Here is a 19,812-nt window from a genome sequence, read left to right on the forward strand (position 1 = left end):
CCCGCTCACCGACTTCGGAAGGTCATCATGATCAATCTCGAAACCCCCAAGAAGGCCGGGGCACTGGTCAACCAGGCGTACCAGGCCGCCGCCGAGGTGTTCCGGCCCATCTCACGAAAGTACGACAGGGCCGAGCACACCTACCCCGCCGAGCTGGACATGTTCGCGGCGCTGCTGGACGGGCTGAACTCCTCGGGTGAGGGTGGCGCGGGCGCGTCCGGCGTGCGCAGGGACGACAAGTCCGACGCCGCGAGCTCGGGTACCCGCAACGGCGCCAACCTGAGCACCGTGCTCGGCACGATCGAGATGTGCTGGGGCGACGTGGGACTGTTGCTGTCGATGCCGCGCCAGGGACTCGGCAACGCGGCGATCGCCTCCGTGGCCAACGACGAGCAGCTCGAGCGGTTCGCCAGCATCTGGGCGGCGATGGCCATTACCGAGCCGGGCTGCGGCTCGGACTCCGCGGCCATCACCACCACGGCCCGTAAGGACGGCGACCACTACGTCCTCAACGGCGAGAAGATCTTCGTCACCGCGGGACAGCGCGCCGACGCCGTCGTGGTGTGGGCGACCCTGGACAAGAGCAAGGGCCGCGCGGCAATCAAGTCCTTTGTGGTCGAAAAGGGCACACCGGGCTTCGAGGTGGTCCGGGTGGAGCACAAGCTCGGTATCCGCGCCTCCGACACGGCCGTGCTGCGGTTCGAGGACTGCCGGGTGCCAAAGGAGAACCTGCTCGGCAACCCGGAGATCGACACCAAGTCCGGCTTCGCCGGGGTGATGCAGACCTTCGACAACACCCGCCCGCTGGTGGCCGCCATGGCCATCGGCGTCGCGCGCGCCGCGCTGGAGGAGACAGCGCGCATCCTCGCCGAGGCGGGGGTGACGGTCGACTACGACAAGCCGGCCAACTCGCAGCACGCGGCAGCGGCCGCGTACCTGGAGCTGGAGGCGGACTACGAGTCGGCGTACCTGCTGACCATGGAGTCGGCCTGGATGGCGGACAACCGCAAGCCGAACTCGCTGCAGGCCTCCATGGCGAAGGCGAAGGCAGGCCGTTCGGTCGTGGACATCACCCTGCGCTGCGTGGAACTCGCCGGGGCGGTCGGGTTCACCGAGGAGTCGCTGCTGGAGAAGTGGAGCCGGGATGCCAAGATCCTGGACATCTTCGAAGGCACACAACAGATCCAGCAGCTGATCGTGGCCCGCAAGGTACTCGGCAAGACCTCCGCCGAACTGAAGTAGCCACCCGCTCGTACGCCCGGACCTCCGGCCCCAGGGATGGTGCGTCTGCAAGTACCACCAAGCAAGATCACCGGCGCCGCCAACTAGCCCCAACCGCACTTTCCCGGGAAAGTGCCATCGTCGTCACCGCACTTTCCCGGGAAAGTGCGGTGGTTGCGTGCGCCGGGTATCGCACTTTCCCGGGAAAGTGCGCGATACGGAACGCTCCACCCGTGGTCGCGGGCTTGCCTTTCCGCACTTTCCCGGGAAAGTGCGTCCTTCGCCAGGCGACACCGGGCCGTTTCGCGTAACCGGGGAGACGAACACCCGTCATCTTGCGGATTCGCCGATCGCGCGCCGCGCCCTACCGTGCCAGACAGGGCGCCCGAACCCCGCCGGATCAGCGAAAGGACGCAGAGATGCCAGAACTGCTCGCGAAGGCCGAGGAACTGGACGCCAGCCCTGGCCTGTTGCGCAACAGTGCCGAGGCCGCCACACCGGCCGTGATCATCACCGGGATCACCGAGATAACCACCGGCGTGACCATCGGCATGATCGTTCCGCCTTCGTCGACGATTGCCGCGCGGGCGCCGCGAGACGCCCACGTCGACGCGCTGGTCGCGGTTCGCAGTCGCGCTCTGGGCTGACCGCAAGCCAGGCTCGGTTCCGGGCCGGCGGAACACCGGCGGCCCGGGACCTCTCCACCCGCACGCGAGGAGCACTGCCGTGTCCGAAGAGGACGGTCCAGCGACGGCGGTCGTCGACATCGACGACTCGTTCTTCCAAGACCCCTACTCCGCCTACCGCAAACTGCGCCGCTACGGTGAGGTACACCGGATGTCGACCGGACCCGGCCGGGGGCTGTGGCTCGTCACGGGCTACGAGACCGCGATGGCGGCCCTGTCCGACCGGCGGCTCAGCAAGGACTCCGACGCCCTGGCCAGGGCGATGCAGGTCTCGGTGACCGGTGACGCCGCCGAGGCGGCACGGGCCAGCGCCTACGGCGACTTCATGCGCTCCTTCACCCAGCACGTCAGCGTCGTCGTGCGCGAACAGCTGCGGCCCGAACTGGTCAACAGGGTCGCCGCCGGACTCCCCGCGATGGTGCACGACATCCTTGACCGGATTCCGTCACCTGCCGGGGTGAGCGATCTCGTCACGGAGTTCACCATTCCCTACGCGGTGGAGAGCGCCTGCGAACTCATCGGCATCCCTGCGGACCTGCGCCCCCAGGTGACCACCCTGCTGACGGACACGATCCTGTCGCCGGACCCGGAAATCGAGCAGGCGTCCAGTGTGCGCCTCGCGCGGCTGATCACGGCCCTGATGACCGAACGCCTCGTACATCCGCGCGCGGACCTGCTCACCGCCATCAGCACGAAGGTAGCGGACAGCGGCGGACCGGACGAGGACGAGACCGTGCGCGGTGCCATGCTGCTGATGATCATCTCGGTGGAAACGACGTTTTCCTTTCTCGGCAACGCGATCTGCGCACTCCTCGCACACCCGGGCGAACTGAGGCGGCTACGCGCAGATCCCGGACTGTTCGACAACGCGATGGAGGAACTGCTCCGGTTCGACGGCGCCCACAACATCAGTTCGCTTCGCTGCGTCACCGAGGACCTTGTGCTCGCCGGGACTCCGCTCGCGGCTGGTGACCTCGTCGCGGTGTCGCTTGCCTCGGCAAATCACGACGAGGCCCGGTTCGAGGACCCTGATCAACTCGACCTGACCCGAACCGTGTCGGCGCACCTCGCGTTCGGTCACGGGATGCACCGTTGTCTCGGCGCACGCTACGCCCGGCTCCAGGGACGCGCGGCACTAGGCGTGCTCCTGGAGCGCTTTCCGGCGCTTCAGCTCGCGGTCGATCCGGCCGATGTACCAAGGATATCGAGCGCGTTCCTGCGTTCTGTACACACGCTGCCGGTGGTCCTCACGCCGTGAACGAGGCGTTCTACAGGTCCGGAAACGGGTCCGGCGGAAGAAACTGCTCCGCGGGCGAAAGTTCGGCGTCGACCGCCCGGATCACCGGGACGAACTCCTCCGGAACTTCCAGTATCAGCGAGCCGATGTGGCAGAGCGGATCCATCGAGCCGGACAACTCCAGTGGCCCCAGCGTGGTCGTACGGGGATACCGTGACCAGACCGATACCGGCCGGTGCCGCCGGAACCAGCCACAAGCGAGAACCACAATCTCCGTATCCGTCACCACGACAAGGAATCCGGCCATCCCGATCGGTCCGCGAAGCGTGGTCGCGAAACCGGGGAAAACGTATCGTAGACGCGCTCCATCAGGCAGGAAGGCCGCGCAGCGCCTGCGGACGTCCGCTGACAACGACATGTCCCCGCACCCCCTTCCCCGCGACTTCCCCTTCCAGGTTAGGCGCTTTGCGGCGCGGCTTCAGTGCGCGGAGGCGGTGTCACCCTCGACGTTATCGATCTGTTGGGTGAGAAACTCGTCGAGGTGACGCCACGTGGTGCCCCGCGCCTTTCGACCGGTCAGCACCCCGAGGTGCCCGCCCGGTGCCACCTCGAACCGCACGGACGGCGCGTTCTCCAGCAGTCCGACGAGTCTTTCGACGGCGGCCCTCGGTGCGATGCTGTCGTCCGCACCCGCGATCACGAGTGTCGGAGCCTTGACCCCGGTCAGCGAGATGATGCGGCCGTTGAGGTCCACGGTGCCCTCCGCGAGGTCGTTGGAGCGGAAGAACCGGTGGTAGAGCTGGCCGAACGTCCGACCGGGGTAGGCGATCATGTTGTCCATGAAGTGATCGACCGCCTCGATCTGCGCGAGGTAGTCGCGATCATCCAGGTTCTTCAGTATCGCCAGCGGCTTGGTGATTTCCTTGTTGATCCCGGATATCCGGAAGGCTCGGCTGACCAAATAGGACGGTGCACCGCCGAGGGCCCGGTAGAACGGTGTCAGCAGGTGGCCCCCGGTGAAGTCCACCAGCGGCCGGAACGGCGCGATGAGCGGGATCGCGGTGAAGTCGAACGGCGCGGCTACGGTGGCGATCGAGGCGATCGGCAGGTCGGGCCGGTCTGCGGCGGTCAGCAGGGAGAAGATGCCGCCGAGGCACCACGCGACGACGTGCACCTCCTGGCCACCGGCGTCCGCGCTGACTCGCTGGATGGCCTTCGGCAGCACCTCGTCGATCCAGTGCTCGACCCCGAGCCTGCGGTCGGAGAACGCCACGTTGCCGTAGTCGACCAGGTAGGTCCTCCTCCCCGATTCGACCAGGTGCTCCGCGAGACTGCACCCCCTGCGCAAATCGAAGCACAGGGCGGGTGCGGCCAGCGGCGGCACGAGCAGCACCGGTGGACCTTCGGGCGGACGCGCACCCGCCGTCATCCGGTACACCGAGCGGTTCGGGCCCTGGTCGATGAGCACCCTCGGCACCGGGCGCAGGTCGGCGACGCCGCCCTGGAAGACCTTGCCGATCACGTTGGAGGCCGCGGCGGCCACCCTTGCCGGTGGTGATGACATCGCCGCCTCCTCGATCCGCCTGCATCCTCGTCCGGAACGAATCTTGCCTGCCGCGATGCCGTTATTCAACAAGCGCAGAAGGCTCGGCGGATCGGAATAATCACACTAAAGTCCACTTCGGACGTGTGACTGTGGCGTGGCTTACTTCTTTCCACCGCCATCCTCGTCGCGAACTCCGGGAGCGCTCTCCGCCGCCCTCGCCTCGTAGCCCGCCCTGGCACTGGAGTGCGCTGCCGAAGCGAGAACCTGGTCACCACCGAGCGCGCGCAGCATCCACTCGGCCGCCGCGCGGGGCAGGAGGCGGGTGATCCGGCCGGTGACGTCCAGCGACTTGGGCACGAAGACGTCGAAGCGGGGACGCTGCAGGGCGTCGACGATCGCCGCAGCGACGTCCTCCGGCTGCACCGACTTGATCATTTTCGCCTCGCCGAGCCCGCTGGCCAGTTCCGTGCGCACGATCGCGGGCATCACGCAGGAAACGTCCACACCACTGCCCCGCAGTTCGAGGTGCACCGACTCGGAGAGGCCGACCACCCCGTGCTTGGTGGCGCAGTAGGTGGCAGCGCCGGGAAAGCCCGCCTTGCCCGCCATCGAGGCCACATTCACGATGTGCCCGCTGCCGCGCGGCCGCATCCGCCGGACCGCCTCCCTGGTCCCGTGGATGACGGCGTGCAGATTGATCTCCAACTGGCGGCGTGTGGAGCTGTCGTCCTCCTCGTGCAGCGGCGCCAGTGGCATGATCCCGGCGTTGTTGATCAGCACGTCGATCGGGCCGAGCCGCCGCTCGACCTCGTCGAGGAAGGCAATGAAGCCGGCGGTGTCGGTGACGTCCAGCTCCAGCGCGAGGGTGTCCGGACCCAGCTCACCCGCGGTCTTCTCGGCACGGACCACGTCGAGATCGCCGATCGCCACCTTCGCGCCATGCTGCACGAGCGCCGCCGCCGTCTTCGCGCCGATCCCCTGCGCGCCCCCGGTGACCACGATGACCTTGCCCCGCAGTGAACGCACCTGCTTGGCCATGCTCCGGCTCCTCTCGTCCTCGTCGACGTCCAGCGGGCGCACTATTGACACAACGCCAACTGTTCGCACTCATGGTGCACCGAATGCGGCCGGACCACCAGACCCCGTCCGTGGCTCATCGAGCTGTGGTTCAGTGCGCGCGAATTCGAGTGCGGGCAGACGTCGGCACCGGCTAGCGTCGTCGCCGTGACCGACAGCCCCGGCGACGACGTGCTCGCCGCCCTGTGCCGGAGGCTGGACCGGGACCCCGCGACGCTGAAACGGTTTCCGGACGGATCGTTGCCGGTGTACGAACTGGGTTCGGATCTCGTGCTCAAGCTGTACCCGCCGGAGGATCTGGACGAGCTGCGAGTCGAGGCCGCGGCGCTGCGGGCGGTTCAGGGCAGGCTGCCGATCGCGACGCCCGACGTCGTCGACACCGGAGCGACCGGCGGCTGGGGCTACCTGTTGATGGGCAGGCTGCCCGGAGAGAGCCTGAAGTCCGTCTGGCCCCGGCTGTCCCCTGTGGAACGTTCGGAGCTGGCAGGCGTTCTCGGCAGGACACTCGCCGCACTACACGCGACCGGCGGTGCGCGCCTCGAGGACATTCCTCGGCCCGACTGGGCCGAGTTCGTCGCACGGCAACGGGCCACCGCGGTCGAACGCCAGCGCGCGAACGGGCTCGACGAAGGCTGGCTGACCCAGATCCCGTCCTTCTTGGACACTGTCGACGACACGAAACTGGCCTGTGCAGGGCCCGTGCTGCTGCACACCGAGGTCATGCGCGATCACCTCGTACTTTCACGAACGGCTTCGGGGTGGGTTCCGTCCGGCTTGTTCGACTTCGAACCGGCGATGCTCGGGGCACCGGAGTACGAGTTCGTGGCCGTCGGCCTGTTCGTCTCGGCCGGCGACGCACGTTTCCTGCGCGAGCTGCTCCTTGCCTACGGATACCTTCCTGAGCAGCTCGGCGACGAACTGGCCCGCAGGCTCCTCGCGTACACGCTGCTGCACCGGTACTCGAACCTGCGCTGGTATCTGCGCGAGCTGCCCGCTCCTACCGAACCCACCCTCGACTCCCTGGCCGTGCGCTGGTTCGGCACCGGAGCCTGAGGCGTTCGTACCGGTCAGCGGTACACCGATCTTGCCGGGACACCCACGCGCGAGCAGGGTGGGCGAGCATGGAAGCCAGCGCCGTACGCGCCGCGGCCGACCTGCTGCAAGGGGCCTATCGCAGCAGGACGCCGATCGCGCCATTGATCGACGAGTATCCCGACGCGGACGTCACCGACGCCTACCGGATCCAGCAGGAGCAGGTCCGCCGCTGGAACGAGGCAGGCGACCCCGTCAAGGGGCACAAGGTCGGCCTTGCCTCCGCGGCCATGCAGCGGCAGATGGGAGTGGATCAGCCCGACTACGGGCACCTGCTCGGCGGCATGTTCCACCTGGAGCATCAGCCGATCCCGGCGCAGCGGTTCCTGCAACCGCGGATCGAGCCGGAAATCGCGTTCGTCCTCGGCCGCAGGCTGTCCGGGCCGGGAGTCACCGTGGCCGACGCCATCCAGGCCGTCGACTTCGTGCTGCCCGCGCTGGAGATCGTCGACTCCAGGATCAGCGACTGGCGGATCTCGATCGTCGACACGATCGCCGACAACGCGTCCTCCGGCGGGGTCATCCTCGGCAGCAAACCCACCTCACTCACGGCCGTGGACCTGCGACTGGCCGGCTGCACCCTGCATTACGGCGGAGACCTGGTGGCGACCGGCGCGGGCGGGGCCGTGCTCGGGTCACCGGTCAACGCGCTGGTGTGGCTCGCCAACACCGTCGGCCCGCTGGGGATTGATCTCGAACCCGGTCATGTGGTCCTTCCCGGCTCGATGACCAGGGCGGTTCCGGTTCGCCCCGGGGACGCGGTGGTGGCGGACATCGCCGGGCTGGGCAGCGTCACCGCGGTGTTCGACAGGGAGGGACGGCCATGAGCGGCACTGAGCACGGAATGCTGCTGGACGACGCGAGCCCGCTGACCGCCGCGATGGCGCTGCACCCAGGGGACCACCTGGACGTGTCCGGGCTCGCCGAACCGAAAGTGAGCGCGCATCTCGCCGTCGTGCTCCGTGAGCGCCTGAGCGGGGAGGTCTCCGCGGTGCGTGCACTGCTCGCCGTCGAGGCCGTATGTGGCGCGCTGCTGGCCAGCGAGGAGGACCGGGCGGTCCGCTGGCTCACCGGCCCGGCCGCCAGACCGGTCAACGAGGTCGACCTGCTGCTGGAAGGGTGCCTGGTGGAGGTCGACGGCCAGATTGCCGACAGCGCGACCATCGCGGCCGTCCGGCTGGCCGAGACACTGGTGCGCGCCGCTCGGACCGGCGAACTGCCGTCCGGGGCGGTTCTGTTGACCGGAGCACTCACCGAGCCGGTCTCGGTCCGGGCTGGAATGCGAGTGGCGGGCCACTTCAGCACACTCGGTTCACTGACGGTCGCGGTGCGTTAACTATTTTGCCGAGCTTGGCGGCGGAAACGGCCGAACTCGATCTTGCTTGGGGGTACTTGCAGACGCTCCAACACGAGTGCGGGAGGCTCGATGGCCGGATCGAAGGAAGTTTTCGCGACAGGATCGTTATCTGCGGCGGGTGGGCGAGCGGGACGGTCCTCCGACGGACGTCACACCCGTTTTCCCTGTTCAGCTGGCCGGTCGGGATTTATCCTCGGTGCCTGGACGCCGAACAACGGCAGTCAACACTTGCGTGTTGTTTCCCACGCGTCGGCTTTGACCTATGCCGATAACGGCGAATTCACACTAGTGTCATAAGACCGGCGAACCCGGGAGTAACCGACGCGCGCTTCCCCGGTCCCCACCACAGGGCCCTTGGCGCGCGCTTTGCAGTAGACGCAGTACAGCGAAGTACGCGATACGCACAGCGACGTGCGAGGCCATACGACGAGGTGTGGCCATCCGGCGATGTCCGGGGCCCCTCTCGGGGCTTTCTCATCTCTCGACTGACCATCGCAACACCGGGCCGGATCGTTAGCCAGGTGCGACTTCACCTGCCCCACGAACCGACCCGGCCGCGCCGACGCCTAGGAGGGCGGCCAGCCGTGAACCGCCACGCACTGAGCTCGCACGAGCCGCACCGCAAGCAGGGCTTGTACGACGAGCAGTACGAGCACGACGCCTGTGGCGTCGCATTCGTCGCCGATCTCGCAGGCAAAAGAGATCACGCGATCGTGCGCAAGGCCCTCGTCGCCCTGCGCAACCTCGAACACCGCGGCGCCCGGGGCGCCGAGCCGGAGACCGGCGACGGCGCGGGAATTCTGATCCAGGTCCCGGACGCCTTCTACCGCGAGGTTGTGGACTTCGAACTGCCCGAGCCCGGCGCCTACGCCGTCGGCACGGCGTTCCTGCCGACCGGCGAATCCGCCCGTGGCCGCGCCATGACCACCATCGAGGCGATCGCCGCCGAGGAGGACATGCGCATCCTCGGCTGGCGCGAACTGCCCGTGCACACCGAGCACGTCGGTCCCACCGCGCGGACCACGATGCCGCACTTCGCCCAGCTGTTCCTCGCCCCGCGCCATGAGGGCGTCACCGGTCTCGCACTGGAGCGAGCCGCGTTCTGCGTCCGCAAGCGGGTCGAGCACGAACTCGCCGACTCCGCCGACGGTGACGTCTACTTCCCGAGCCTGTCCTCCAGGACGATTGTCTACAAGGGAATGCTCACCGAGCCGCAGGTGGAGAAGTTCTTCGACGACCTCAGCGACGAGCGAGTAACCAGCGCCATCGGCCTGGTGCACTCCCGATTCTCCACCAACACGTTCCCGTCCTGGCCGCTCGCGCACCCGTACCGCTACGTGGCGCACAACGGCGAGATCAACACCCTGCGCGGCAACCGCAACTGGATGGACGCCAGGGAGTCCATGCTGGACACCGACCTGATTCCCGGTGACCTCAAGCGGATCTACCCGATCATCACCCGCGGCGCGAGCGACTCCGCCTCGTTCGATGAGGTGCTGGAACTGCTGCACCTCGGCGGGCGCTCGCTGCCGCACGCCGTGCTGATGATGATTCCGGAGGCCTGGGAGAACCACCAGGAGATGGACCCCGCCCGCAGGGCGTTCTACGAGTTCCACTCGACGCTGATGGAACCCTGGGACGGTCCGGCGCTGGTCTCGTTCACCGACGGCACCCAGATCGGCGCCGTGCTCGACCGCAACGGCCTCCGCCCCGCTCGCTACTGGGTCACCGAGGACGGTCTCGTCGTGCTGGCCAGCGAGGTCGGCGTGCTCGACATCGAGCCTTCGAAGATCGTCAAGAAGGGCCGGCTCGAGCCCGGCCGCATGTTCCTCGTCGACACCGCGCAGGGGCGCATCATCGACGACGAGGAGATCAAGGGCGGCCTGGCCGCGGAGCACCCCTACGACGAGTGGGTGCACGACGGGCTGCTGCACCTGGACGAGCTGCCCGAGCGCGAGCGCGAAGTACCGACGCACTCCTCGCTGGTCCGCCGCCAGCAGGCGTTCGGCTACACGGAGGAGGAGCTCGACGTCCTGCTCAAGCCGATGGCGGCGGCGGGCGCGGAACCGATCGGCTCGATGGGCAACGACTCACCGCTGGCCCCGCTCTCCAGCAGGCCACGGCAGATCTTCGACTACTTCACCCAGCTCTTCGCACAGGTCACCAACCCGCCGCTGGACGCGATCCGGGAGGAGCTGGTGACCGCACTTGGCACCCAGCTCGGGTCGGAGCCGAACCTGCTCGAGGCTGGCGCGGACTCGTGCAGGCGGATCGTGCTGCCGTTCCCGGTGCTGGACAACGACGAGCTCGCCAAGCTCGTGCACATCAACGACGACGGCACGCTGCCGGAGTTCCAGGCGGTGACCGTCCTCGGTCGCTACGAGGTAGCGGGCGGCGGCGAGGCGCTGAACCGGCGGCTCGACGAGATCCGCAAGGAGGTCTCCGAAGCCATTGAGGACGGTGCACGCCTGATCGTGCTGTCCGACCGTGGCGTGGACGAGAAGCACGCGGCGATCCCCTCGCTCCTGCTCACCGGCGCCGTGCACCACCACCTGGTCCGGGAGAAGACCCGCACCCAGGTAGGCCTGATCGTGGAGTCCGGCGACGCCCGCGAGGTGCACCACATCGCGCTGCTGATCGGCTACGGCGTGGCCGCGGTCAACCCGTACATGGCGATGGCAACCGTGGAGGAGATGGCCGAGCGCGACCTGATCCCCGGGGTGGACGCCAAGCAGGCCACCAGGAACCTGATCAAGGCGCTGGGCAAGGGCGTGCGCAAGACGATGTCCAAGATGGGCGTCTCCACCGTCGCCTCCTACACCGGCGCGCAGATCTTCGAGGCGATCGGGCTCGGTGAGGAGGTCATCGAGAACTGTTTCACCGGCACCACCTCCCGCCTCGGCGGCGTCGGCTTCGACACGCTCGCCCTGGAGGTGCAGAAGCGGCACGCCACCGCGTTCCCCAAGGACGGCGTACGGGCGAGCCACCGCGAGCTGGAGACCGGTGCCGACTACCAGTGGCGCCGCGAGGGCGAGCCACACGTGTTCAACCCGCAGACGGTGTTCAAGCTGCAGCACTCCACCCGCTCGGGGAAGTACGAGATCTTCAAGGAGTACACGAAGGCCGTCGACGATCAGTCCGAGCGGCTGATGACCCTGCGCGGTCTCTTCGGCTTCAGGGAGAGCGAGCGAGCGCCGGTGCCGATCGAGGAGGTCGAGCCGGTTTCCGAGATCGTCAAGCGGTTCGCCACCGGCGCCATCTCCTACGGCTCGATCTCACAGGAGATGCACCAGACGCTCGCGATCGCGATGAACCGCCTCGGCGGCAAGTCGAACACCGGTGAGGGCGGTGAGGACGCCGAGCGGCTCTACGACCCGGAACGGCGTTCCGCGGTCAAGCAGGTCGCGAGTGGACGGTTCGGCGTCACCAGCGAGTACCTGGTGAACGCCGACGACATCCAGATCAAGATGGCGCAGGGCGCGAAGCCCGGCGAGGGCGGGCAGCTGCCTGGCAGCAAGGTGTACCCGTGGATCGCCAGGACCCGCTACTCGACACCGGGTGTCGGCCTGATCTCCCCGCCGCCGCACCACGACATCTACTCCATCGAGGATCTGGCACAGCTGATCCACGACCTGAAGAACGCCAACCCCTCGGCACGCATCCATGTGAAGCTGGTGTCCGAGGTCGGGGTCGGCACGGTCGCGGCCGGTGTGTCCAAGGCACATGCCGACGTGGTGCTCATCTCCGGGCATGACGGCGGCACCGGCGCCTCTCCCCTGTCTTCCATCAAGCACGCCGGTGGCCCATGGGAGCTGGGGCTCGCCGAGACGCAGCAGACGTTGCTGTCCAACCGGTTGCGCGACCGGATCGTCGTGCAGACCGACGGCCAGCTCAAGACCGGCCGGGACGTGATGATCGCCGCGCTGCTCGGCGCGGAGGAGTTCGGCTTCGCGACCGCGCCCCTGGTGGTGTCGGGCTGCATCATGATGCGCGTCTGTCACCTGGACACCTGCCCGGTCGGTGTCGCGACCCAGAACCCGGTGCTGCGGGAGAAGTTCAGCGGCAAGGCCGAGTACGTGGTGAACTTCTTCGAGTTCATCGCGCAGGAGGTCCGGGAGTACTTGGCGGAGCTGGGTTTCCGGTCCATCGAAGAGGCCGTCGGCCATGCCGAGCTGCTGGACACCCGCAAGGCGGTCGAGCACTGGAAGGCGTCGGGGCTGGACCTCACGCCGATCTTCCACGTGCCGGAGCTGGAGCCGCGCGCGGCACGGCACCAGGTGGTCACCCAGGACCACGGGCTGGACAGGGCATTGGACAACACGCTGATCCAGCTCGCCGAGGGTGCACTGTCCTCGGGCGACCGGGTCCGGCTGGAACTGCCGGTGCGCAACGTGAACCGCACGGTGGGCACGATGCTGGGCTCCGAGCTGACCAAGAAGTGGGGCGGTGACGGCCTGCCCGACGACACCATCGACGTGACCTTCACCGGCACCGCGGGCCAGTCCTTCGGCGCCTTCGTGCCGAAGGGAATCACCCTGCGGCTCGTCGGTGACGGCAACGACTACGTCGGCAAGGGCCTGTCCGGCGGGCGCATCATCGTGCGTCCCGACCACAGCGCACAGTTCCCCGCCGAGGAGCACATCATCGCTGGCAACGTCATCGGTTACGGCGCGACCAGCGGCGAGATCTTCCTGCGCGGCAAGGTCGGCGAGCGCTTCTGCGTCCGCAACTCCGGCGCGCTGGCCGTCGTCGAGGGCGTCGGCGACCACGGCTGCGAGTACATGACCGGTGGCCGGGTCGCGGTGCTGGGACCGACCGGCCGCAACTTCGCGGCGGGTATGTCCGGCGGTGTCGCGTATGTACTCGACCTCGACCCGAAACGGGTCAACCAGGAGATGGTGGATCTCGACCCGCTCGATGACGAGGACGGCGAGATTCTCCGCGATGCGGTGGAACGCCACTACGCGGAGACCGAGTCGGCCGTGGCCCGCACGCTGCTGGCCGAATGGGACACCGCCATCGACCGGTTCTCGAAGGTCATGCCGAAGGACTACAAGCGTGTCCTGAGCGCGCAGGCTGCGGCCGAGCGCGACGGCAGGGACCCCAACGTTGCGATCATGGAGGCCGCACATGGCTGACCCCAAGGGTTTTCTGACCACGGAGCGGGAGACTCCGAAGACTCGTCCCGTCGACCTGCGGCTGATGGACTGGCGCGAGGTCTACGAGGACTTCGCCACCAGCAAGGTGGCCAAGCAGGCGAGTCGCTGTATGGACTGCGGCATTCCCTTCTGTCACCAGGGCTGCCCACTGGGCAACCTGATTCCGGAGTGGAACACGCTGGTCTGGCGCGAGGACTGGCAGAACGCGATCGAGCGGCTGCACGCGACCAACAACTTCCCCGAGTTCACCGGCACGCTGTGCCCCGCACCGTGTGAGACCGCATGTGTTCTGGGCATCAACGACGACCCGGTGACGATCAAGCGGGTCGAGATCTCGATCGTCGACCGCGCCTGGGAGGAGGGCTGGGTCAAGCCGCTGCCCCCGGAGACCAAGACCGGCAAGAAGGTCGCGGTCGTCGGATCGGGCCCGTCCGGACTCGCCGCGGCCCAGCAGCTGACCCGTGCCGGGCACGACGTGGTCGTGTTCGAGCGGGCCGATGCGATCGGCGGGCTGCTGCGCTACGGCATCCCCGAGTTCAAGATGGAGAAGCACCGCCTCGATCGGCGTCTGGACCAGATGCGTGCGGAGGGCACCGAGTTCCGCGCCGGGGTCAACGTCGGCGTCGACATCACCGGTGCGCAGTTGCGCTCGGAGTACGACGCCGTGGTGCTCGCGGGTGGCGCCACCGCGTGGCGCGACCTGCCGATCGACGGGCGCGAGACCGAGGGCGTCTACCAGGCGATGGAGTACCTGCCCCCGGCCAACAAGGTGGCCAGCGGCGACCTGGAGCGGTCCCCGATCAGCGCCGAGGGCAAGGACGTCGTGGTGATCGGCGGCGGCGACACCGGCGCCGACTGCGTCGGCACCGCGCACCGTCAGGGCGCGAAGTCGGTGACCCAGCTGGAGATCATGCCGAAGCCACCGGAAATCCGCTCCGACGCGCACCCGTGGCCGACCTACCCGATGATCTACCGGGTCTCCTCCGCCCACGAGGAGGGCGGCGAGCGGCTGTACTCGGTGAACACGCAGGAGTTCGTCGCCGACGACGAAGGCAGGCTGCGTGCGCTGAAGCTGGTCGAGGTACGCAACGAGGGCGGCAAGTTCGTCCCGGTCGAAGGCACCGAGCGGGAGCTGCCCGCCCAGCTGGTGCTGCTGGCGATGGGCTTCGTCGGCCCCGAGAAGGACGGCCTGCTCACCGAACTGGGCGTCGAGCTCGACCCGCGCGGCAACGTCGCCCGGGACAGCGAGTACCGGACCAGCCTCGACAACGTGTTCGTGGCAGGCGACATGGGCCGTGGGCAGTCCCTCATCGTGTGGGCGATCGCCGAGGGCCGGTCCGCGGCCGCGGGCGTGGATGCCTACCTGACCGGGCGAGACGTGCTCCCGTCGCCGATTCTGCCGACGGAGCGCCCGATCGCCTGACAGAGCCGGAGCGGGCCGCGCACAACGGCGTGTGCGGACCCGCTCCACACCTCCGGGGTTGAGTCCTGCCCCGGCGGGTACCCGACAGGTATGCCTCACGACGACAGGGGCAGACGGCGTACTCGTGCGGAGTACGCGCAGGGCCTGCCCGACTACCACGACCCGACTGGTGGGTTCGGCGGAGCCGCACCGGCCTACAGCGCGCTGACACTGCGCATCGTGCTGGCGAGTATCGGACTGCTGTTGGCCTTGGCCGCAGGCGTGTACTTCGCGACGCAAGGCGTGACCTGGGCAGTCATCGCGCTCGGGGTGTTCGCGCTGGCCAGCGCGATCGACCTCGGCTGGGTGATTCACCGCAAGCGACGCGGTGAACCCGGTTGACGCTCACCGGCCTGCCACTTCCAGGGCCATCAGCCCCGCGCCGAGGCAGCCTGCCTCCGCGCCCAGTTCCGCCAGCACCAGCCGCGGCACGCGCTGGAACGGCAGATTCGCGCTGAGCCAGCGCCCGACCGGATCGAGCAGCACGGAACCGGCCTCGAAGAGCCCGCCGCCGAGCACCACGACCTCGGGCGCGACGAGGGTGGCCAGCACCCGCAACCCCTTGCCCAGCCCCTCGGTGGCGTCCCGCACGATTTCGGCCGCGATCGTATCGCCCGCTTCGGCGGCCCGGAGCACCTCGGCCGCTCCCGTCGCCGCTACGCCGGCCCGTTCGCCGTAACGCCGGGCGATGCCACCCGCCGAAGCCACCACCTCGAGGCAGCCGACCGCACCGCAGCCGCAGGGCAGGCCGTGCCCGATGTCGACGTGTCCGAGTTCCCCCGCGTGTCCGCCTGCCCGATACGGCCTGCCGTCGAGCAGCAGCGCCGCGGCGATCCCCGTGCCGACGGGGACCACTGCGACGTCGCGGTACCCACGCGCGGCACCGAGCCGCCACTCGGCCAGTCCACCCGCGCTGACATCGTGGCCGAACGCCACCGGCACACCGAGGCGATCACGGAGCATCGCGGCGAAAGGCACGTCGCGCCAGCCGAGATTCGCCGCGAACCGCGCGATTCCCGCCTCTTCATCCACAATGCCCGGTACGACCGCTCCCGCCGCGACCGGCCGCAGCCCGGAAGCCGTGCTCATTTCCCTGGCCATGTCGGCGATCTCGTCGGCGACCGCCACCGCGGACACGACACCCTGGGCGGCGGCGGGAACGGCACGGCGCAGCGCCGCGATCCGGCTGCCCGCCGCGTCGAGCAGTGCGGCCTTGATGCTGGAACCGCCGACGTCGAACGCGGCGACAACGGGAACGTTCATACCCCGCATCCTGCCCCGAGTCATCTTGAGCGACGTGTCCGGAAGCAGGACCCGGACTTGACCTATCGACTTTCGATGCTATCGTCTTTCGATAACATCGAAAAACGATAGGAGTTGTGATCATGTCCCCGCTTCGGAAGCGTCTGACCGAACCGCTGAGCACTGCGGACAAGCGAACCATCACCATCGTCGGCTCGCTCTTCGTGCTGGCCTTCGCCCTGGTGAACCTCGGCAAATTCAGTTCAATGAACACCGGCTGCGTCGAAATCAGCCAGGGCGGTCCCCTAACGGGCAGCACTGTTCTCGACTCCGGCGTACCCGTCACCGCGGCCAGCAACCGCGTTTGCGGGCCTCTCGGGCAGGACCTCGCCACCCCGGACCTGTTGCTCTCGATCGGCGCCACGTTGCCCTCGTTGCTGTTCAGCGGGGTCGCGTTGCTGCTGCTGTGGCGGTTCCTCTGGGGCGCGGTCCGCCCTGGACTGCACTCACCCGTCACGCCGGGACGAATGCGCCTGCTCGGCTGGTTCGTACTCATCGGTGGCCCAGTCTCCGAAGCCGCTCGGCACTTCTTCACCTACGAACTCGCCGAAAGCCTGCTCGGTGCGGAATACGGCCTGAGTGGCTACCCCGCATGGATGCAGGAGTTGCAGATGGACTTCCCGTGGTGGTCGGTGTTCGCCGGCGTGTCCGCGCTCGTGGTGGCGAAACTGCTGCGCATCGAGGTCCGGATGGCCGAGGACCTGGAAGGGACGATCTGATGCCGCCCGAGGAAGCACACCGGATCCGGATACACCTCGACGCCGTGCTCGCCGACCGGGAGATGACGGTGGCGGAACTCGCCGAACGGGTGGGACTCACGCCGGTGAACATCTCCGTACTCAAGAACGGCCGGGCCAAGGCGATCCGCTTCTCGACGTTGTCGAAGCTGTGCGAGGTGCTCGGCTGTCAGCCAGGTGACCTGCTCACGTTCGGCCGCTAGCACGATGTCGCCACGGCGGCCGGGAACCGGCCAGCCCGACGCCGACCGCGAGCGCGGTCGCGCCGACCAGCCGCGAGAGCCGCACCGCGCGGCGCAGGTCCGCCGTGTCGGGGGGCGGACCTGCGCCCAGCGGTCCCCGGTCCTCCACCCGGCCGCCGTAGCTGTTGACACCACCGAGGCGCACACCGAGCGCTCCGGCGAACGCCGCCTCCACCGACCCCGCGTTGGGACTCGGGTGCCGGTGCGCGTCCCTGCGCCACGCGCGCAGGGACGCGGCCGGCGCGCCGGCCACGAGCGGTGCGCACAGGACCGCCGCCGCCGCGCTGAGCCGGGCCGGGACCAGGTTCGCGAGGTCGTCCGCGCGCGCGGAGGCCCAGCCGAACTCGGCATACCGGGGCGAACGGTGGCCGACCATCGCGTCGAGGGTGTTCAGCGCGCGGTAGCCGAGCAGCCCGGGAAGGCCCGCGACACCACCCCAGAACAGGGGCGCCACCACCGCGTCCGAGGTGTTCTCCGCGATCGACTCGGTGGCCGCCCGCGCGAGCGCGGCGGCATCGAGGCCGGCCGGATCGCGACCGCACAGATGCGACAGCCGCGCCCGCGCGCCCGGCAGATCGCCCGCGTCGAGCAGCCGGGCCATCTCCCCGCCCTCCGCGGCCAACCCGCTGCCGCCGAGTACCGCCCAGGTGGTCACCGCCGTCGTCGCGAACCGTCCGGCCGGATGTTCGCGAGTGGCGGCGGCCAGCACCGTGCCGAGTGCGGTCGCACCGCCCGCGGTCGCCGCCGTATACAGCAGGCCGCGCCGGCGCGAGCGCGCCCACAGCCGCCGCTCCAGCGCGGCGGCGGCAGCTCCGAACACCGCGACGGGATGGCCGCGTCGTGGATCTCCGAAGCGCAGATCGGCCGCGTAACCAGCGGCGATACCGGCCGCCGTCGCAGCCCGGCAGGTCAACCTCGCGGACACCACAGCGGGGACCCTAATGCGTCCGCGACAATACCTCCCATGCCTCCCGCCAAGACCCCCTCCGCCCGCCCCACCCGACGGCTCGCCGAGCTCGTGGCCAACCGGCTGGAAGCCGGGGCCAGGGTGCTGCGCAGGTTCAGCGGAATCCCGGACCGGGACGGCCGCGTGCTGATCCTCGGTGGTGTCCGTTCCGGTAAGTCCCGGCACGCGGAGCAGCTGATCGCCCGGTACCCCGCCGTCACCTACGTCGCGGGCGGGTTGCCGCCGAGCGACGACGATCCCGAGTGGGCTCAGCGCGTCGCCCTGCACCGCGCGCGCAGGCCCGCGCACTGGCACACCGTTGAGTCCACCGACCTCGCGACCACGTTGCGCGAGGCGACCACCCCGCTGCTGATCGACTGCCTCGGCACTTGGCTGAGCCGCGTGCTGGACGAGGTCGGGGCGTGGGACCAGCGCGAGGGGTGGCAGGTGCGGGTGGACGAGCGGCTGGCCGACGTGGTGGAAGCATGGGCGGGTGCCAGGGTGCCGGTGGTGGCGGTGAGCAACGAGGTCGGCAGCGGGATCGTGCCGCCGACCTTCGCGGGCCGTGTCTTCCGCGACGTGCTCGGCGCGTTGAACAGCCAGGTCGCCGCCCGTTCGGACGAGGTGCTGCTGATCGTGGCCGGCCGGGTGCTGGAGCTGAAGGAGAACGAGACCCGATGACGATGTTCGAGCTACCGCCCGTTCCCCGGCCGAGCGAACAGGCGAGGGCGACGGCGCAGGAACGGCTGGACGGGCTGGTCAAGCCGCTCGGCGCGCTGGGCAGGCTGGAGGAGATCGCCGCGTGGCTCTGCGCCGCGCACGGCCAGGTGCCACCCCGGCCGCTGGACGACGTCCGAGTGGTGATCTTCGCCGGGGACCACGGCGTCGCGTCGACCTCGGCGGTGTCGGCCTACCCGAGGGAGATCACCGCGGCGATGGTGCGGGTGTTCCTCGCCGGGGTCAGCGGCGTGAGCGTGCTGGCGGAGCAGGTGGGTGCCAGGGTGCGGGTGCTGGACATCGCGGTGGACGCCGAACTGGCCGACGTCGCGCCGGAGATCACGGCGCACAAGGTCCGCCGCGGTTCGGGTTCGATCGACGTGGCCGATGCCCTGGAATCCGCCGAGACGCTGCGGGCGCTGGCCGCGGGACGTGCGGTGGCCGACGAGGAGATCGAGGCGGGCGCCGACCTGCTCATCCCCGGCGACATGGGAATCGGCAACACCACGGTGGCCGCCGCGCTGGTGGCCGCAATGCTGGGACTGCCGGCCGACGAGGTCGTCGGCACCGGCACCGGGGTGGACGAGGCGGGCCGCGCGCACAAGGTGGCGGTGGTGAGCACCGCGCTGGAGCGCGCGGGCGGGCAGGCAGGCGACCCGGTCGCGCTGCTCACCGCGCTCGGCAGCGCGTGCGCGGCCGCGACCACCGGGTTCCTCGCACAGGCCGCCGTCCGCGGAGTCCCGGTGCTGCTCGACGGCGTGTACTCCGGCGCTGCCGCACTGCTGGCCGCCGAACTGGCGCCGGGAGCGCAGGACTGGTGGCTGGCCGGGCACCGGTCGACGGAACCGTCCCAGGCCTACGCGTTGAAGGCACTCGGGCTCGACCCGATCCTCGACCTCGGCCTTCGTCTCGGGGAGGGCAGCGGCGCGGTCCAGGCGGTGCCGGTGTTGCGCTCTGCCCGGGCCGTGCTCGCCGGGATGGGCTCGCTCGCCGATCTCGATTTGGGTTGAAGGTGCGTCTCGCCGTCGACG

Annotated in this window: 18 protein-coding genes; 13 read left to right on the forward strand and 5 right to left on the reverse strand. The window is 69.1% G+C overall.

Annotated features, from left to right (window positions below):
- Window positions 1-27 precede the first annotated feature (27 nt).
- From BM199_RS05355 to BM199_RS05365, 3 genes are all read left to right on the forward strand, one after another.
- A complete protein-coding gene (locus BM199_RS05355; protein ID WP_091670409.1) occupies window positions 28-1,242 on the forward strand; it encodes an acyl-CoA dehydrogenase family protein in 1,215 nt (404 codons plus the stop codon).
- A 398-nt stretch (window positions 1,243-1,640) separates the two neighbouring features.
- Window positions 1,641-1,868: a hypothetical protein gene (locus tag BM199_RS05360; protein WP_091670412.1), complete on the forward strand. Its 228-nt coding sequence runs from the start codon at window positions 1,641-1,643 to the stop codon at window positions 1,866-1,868.
- A 79-nt stretch (window positions 1,869-1,947) separates the two neighbouring features.
- On the forward strand, window positions 1,948-3,165 hold the full coding sequence (locus BM199_RS05365; RefSeq protein WP_091670415.1) for a cytochrome P450: 1,218 nt from the start codon (window positions 1,948-1,950) through the stop codon (window positions 3,163-3,165).
- 10 nt (window positions 3,166-3,175) lie between these two features.
- Here the strand turns inward: BM199_RS05365 and BM199_RS05370 are convergent, their stop codons facing one another.
- From BM199_RS05370 to BM199_RS05380, 3 genes are all read right to left on the reverse strand, one after another.
- Window positions 3,176-3,562 carry a hypothetical protein gene (locus tag BM199_RS05370; RefSeq protein WP_143101768.1) on the reverse strand — a complete coding sequence of 129 codons (387 nt, stop codon included), beginning with the start codon at window positions 3,560-3,562 and terminating at the stop codon, window positions 3,176-3,178.
- A gap of 60 nt (window positions 3,563-3,622) precedes the next feature.
- Complete coding sequence (locus BM199_RS05375; protein WP_091670420.1) at window positions 3,623-4,708, reverse strand: alpha/beta fold hydrolase; 1,086 nt, start codon at window positions 4,706-4,708, stop codon at window positions 3,623-3,625.
- Window positions 4,709-4,849: 141 nt separating this feature from the next.
- Window positions 4,850-5,728, reverse strand: a complete 879-nt coding sequence (locus tag BM199_RS05380; protein ID WP_091670917.1) for an SDR family oxidoreductase — start codon at window positions 5,726-5,728, stop codon at window positions 4,850-4,852.
- Between the two features lie 186 nt (window positions 5,729-5,914).
- On the opposite strand from BM199_RS05380, the gene BM199_RS05385 reads away from it, so the two are divergent.
- The 6 genes from BM199_RS05385 to BM199_RS05410 all read left to right on the forward strand — a co-directional run bounded on the left by BM199_RS05385 (window position 5,915) and on the right by BM199_RS05410 (window position 15,179).
- On the forward strand, window positions 5,915-6,820 hold the full coding sequence (locus BM199_RS05385; RefSeq protein WP_245788169.1) for a phosphotransferase family protein: 906 nt from the start codon (window positions 5,915-5,917) through the stop codon (window positions 6,818-6,820).
- Between the two features lie 68 nt (window positions 6,821-6,888).
- Window positions 6,889-7,686, forward strand: a complete 798-nt coding sequence (locus BM199_RS05390; protein WP_091670422.1) for a 2-keto-4-pentenoate hydratase — start codon at window positions 6,889-6,891, stop codon at window positions 7,684-7,686.
- Window positions 7,683-8,195, forward strand: coding sequence for a hypothetical protein (locus BM199_RS05395; protein ID WP_091670426.1), 513 nt, complete (start codon window positions 7,683-7,685; stop codon window positions 8,193-8,195). Before BM199_RS05390 ends, BM199_RS05395 begins: the two co-directional genes overlap by 4 nt.
- Window positions 8,196-8,815: 620 nt before the next feature.
- Entirely contained in the window at window positions 8,816-13,354 is a 4,539-nt protein-coding gene (gene gltB / locus BM199_RS05400; RefSeq protein WP_245788188.1) for a glutamate synthase large subunit, read from the forward strand.
- Window positions 13,347-14,798 (forward strand): glutamate synthase subunit beta, encoded by a 1,452-nt coding sequence (locus BM199_RS05405; protein ID WP_091670431.1) that lies wholly within the window; start codon window positions 13,347-13,349, stop codon window positions 14,796-14,798. The genes gltB and BM199_RS05405 overlap by 8 nt, the downstream gene beginning before the upstream one ends.
- A gap of 90 nt (window positions 14,799-14,888) precedes the next feature.
- Window positions 14,889-15,179: a DUF6343 family protein gene (locus tag BM199_RS05410; RefSeq protein ID WP_091670433.1), complete on the forward strand. Its 291-nt coding sequence runs from the start codon at window positions 14,889-14,891 to the stop codon at window positions 15,177-15,179.
- Window positions 15,180-15,182: 3 nt separating this feature from the next.
- Here the strand turns inward: BM199_RS05410 and BM199_RS05415 are convergent, their stop codons facing one another.
- Window positions 15,183-16,100: an ROK family protein gene (locus tag BM199_RS05415; protein ID WP_091670436.1), complete on the reverse strand. Its 918-nt coding sequence runs from the start codon at window positions 16,098-16,100 to the stop codon at window positions 15,183-15,185.
- Between the two features lie 122 nt (window positions 16,101-16,222).
- On the opposite strand from BM199_RS05415, the gene BM199_RS05420 reads away from it, so the two are divergent.
- Entirely contained in the window at window positions 16,223-16,858 is a 636-nt protein-coding gene (locus BM199_RS05420) for a hypothetical protein (RefSeq protein ID WP_143101769.1), read from the forward strand.
- Window positions 16,858-17,079: a helix-turn-helix domain-containing protein gene (locus tag BM199_RS05425; RefSeq protein ID WP_091670442.1), complete on the forward strand. Its 222-nt coding sequence runs from the start codon at window positions 16,858-16,860 to the stop codon at window positions 17,077-17,079. The genes BM199_RS05420 and BM199_RS05425 overlap by 1 nt, the downstream gene beginning before the upstream one ends.
- On the opposite strand, the gene BM199_RS05430 is transcribed toward BM199_RS05425, so the two are convergent.
- Window positions 17,063-18,043 carry a cobalamin biosynthesis protein gene (locus tag BM199_RS05430; RefSeq protein WP_425425498.1) on the reverse strand — a complete coding sequence of 327 codons (981 nt, stop codon included), beginning with the start codon at window positions 18,041-18,043 and terminating at the stop codon, window positions 17,063-17,065. The two genes, BM199_RS05425 and BM199_RS05430, sit on opposite strands and share 17 nt — an antisense overlap.
- Before the next feature lie 39 nt (window positions 18,044-18,082).
- On the opposite strand from BM199_RS05430, the gene BM199_RS05435 reads away from it, so the two are divergent.
- Complete coding sequence (locus tag BM199_RS05435; RefSeq protein ID WP_091670444.1) at window positions 18,083-18,745, forward strand: bifunctional adenosylcobinamide kinase/adenosylcobinamide-phosphate guanylyltransferase; 663 nt, start codon at window positions 18,083-18,085, stop codon at window positions 18,743-18,745.
- The gene (gene cobT / locus BM199_RS05440; protein ID WP_425425499.1) at window positions 18,742-19,791 is read left to right on the forward strand and encodes a nicotinate-nucleotide--dimethylbenzimidazole phosphoribosyltransferase; all 1,050 of its coding nucleotides are present in this window, start codon (window positions 18,742-18,744) and stop codon (window positions 19,789-19,791) included. Before BM199_RS05435 ends, cobT begins: the two co-directional genes overlap by 4 nt.
- Window positions 19,792-19,812: the final 21 nt, after the last annotated feature.

The sequence above is a fragment of the Amycolatopsis marina genome, assembly GCF_900111885.1.
GTDB lineage: Bacteria > Actinomycetota > Actinomycetes > Mycobacteriales > Pseudonocardiaceae > Amycolatopsis > Amycolatopsis marina.